General features: G+C 69.2%; 1 protein-coding gene. It reads right to left on the bottom strand.

Features of this window, described 5'->3' with window-relative positions; genetic code table 11:
* Nucleotides 1-30: 30 nt before the first annotated feature.
* Nucleotides 31-1389, bottom strand: coding sequence for an NF041680 family putative transposase (locus tag ACIQFZ_RS43465; RefSeq protein WP_390875682.1), 1359 nt, complete (start codon nucleotides 1387-1389; stop codon nucleotides 31-33).
* Nucleotides 1390-1583: the final 194 nt, after the last annotated feature.

Here is a 1583-nt window from a genome sequence, read left to right as displayed (position 1 = left end):
AGCTTGAATTTAAAGGTTCCCCCTCAGCCTTCAAGGTCGGGGGGTGTCTTGTTTGTGGGGGTGTTTGCCGACGGGGTGGCGGGGTGCGGGGCTGGTGGTGCGGCCTGGTGGGCGGCCGGGGCCGGGTCGGGTGGCTTTCGGCGGTCTGGCGGGGGTGCCCAGGATCCGTCGGATCCGGGGATAGCCGCGTCGGACGCGGCCGGGAGTGAGCCGATCCGGTGTGAGGGGTTTCTCCCAGGGGCGGCGGAGGTCGTCGGTGAGGGGGCGGGCGAGGCGGAGTTGGGTGTAGGCGGCGATGATCAGCCAGACCCATCGGTCGGCTTGTTCGGGGGTGCGGAGCCGGGGTCGGGTCATGCCGAGGGCCTGCTTGAAGAACCGGAATGTGTGTTCGATGTCGAATCTTCTGAGGAAGATCCGCCACAGGCGGTCGACGTCGTGCGTGGTGGCGTCGGGGACCGAGTGCCACAGCCACAGTGGCTTGGGGTCGCGGTTGCCGGGCAGGTACTCGACCTCGAGGTGGACCAGCGTCCCCTCCACGTTGGGCAGGGCGCCGGGATGGTCGGCCCAGCTGCCCTGGCGGCGCTCGAGTTTGGGGTGCAGGCGTCCCCAGCAGCGGGCGGTCACGGCACCGAACCGGTCGTGGCGGGTGGTGGACTCCTGGGCGGGTGCGGGGTGAGTGGCCGGGTCGGCGAGCCGGAAGGGCTCGCCGTGACGCGGTTGCCGGCCTTTGGTGGGTCCCTTGCGACGGCCGGGCGGGTAATACATGACACGGTCGGCGCGGATCCGCCCGAGCAGCCGGACCGGCTCGTCACGCAGCAGCCACGTCAGCCGCACGATGTCGTAGCCGGAATCCAGCACGAACAGCACCTCGGGGTCGCCCTCGCGCCACTGCCCGGCCTCGCGCAGACGCGCGAGCAGGTCCCGGACTTGGGAGGCGGTGACCTCGGTCAGGTCATCGTCCGGGCCGAGGCGGATCGCGTCCAGCGGCCCGGTCCACGAGGTCCGTCCTCCGCCCAGCGCGGCGGCGACCTGGTAGGGCCACCCCGGGATCGTCTGCCGCACCCCGTCACAGCGACACGGCCGGTAGCAGTGCAGCCGGTCCGGCGAGCACTCCGCGTCCGGACGCGGCCACGGCGTCACGTCCAACGCGATCGAGATCTGCCCGTCCGTCCCACGCGGCAGCTCCAGCCCCGCCAACACCCACCCCAGCCGCGACACATCCAGACGCCCCCGAGCGAGCGCGTCATACATCGCCCCGTGCCCACGCCGGTGCACCGCCTCAAGCGACAACTCCGGCAGCGACACCACCGGGGAACCGGCACACAACATTGCATCCGTCAGCTCGAACAACGCATCCGCACGGCGCGGCATCGCCGCATACAACTCCATCCGAAAGAAGGACAGTTCGGCTAGTGCCTGCCGATGAGCGACTTCGTGGACGATACTCGACACCAGCGACCTCCTGGCCCGTTGTGCGACTCGACATCACACAGCGTGAAAGGGAGGTCGTCGTCATGTCCGGCAGATTCCCATGTGGGTGAACCACTCGATCCCCGAACGATCACCGAAGGTTTAATTTCAAG

Source organism: Streptomyces sp. NPDC093064 (assembly GCF_044754605.1).
Taxonomy (GTDB): Bacteria; Actinomycetota; Actinomycetes; order Streptomycetales; family Streptomycetaceae; genus Streptomyces.
This window is presented reverse-complemented; position numbering and strand designations above follow the sequence as displayed.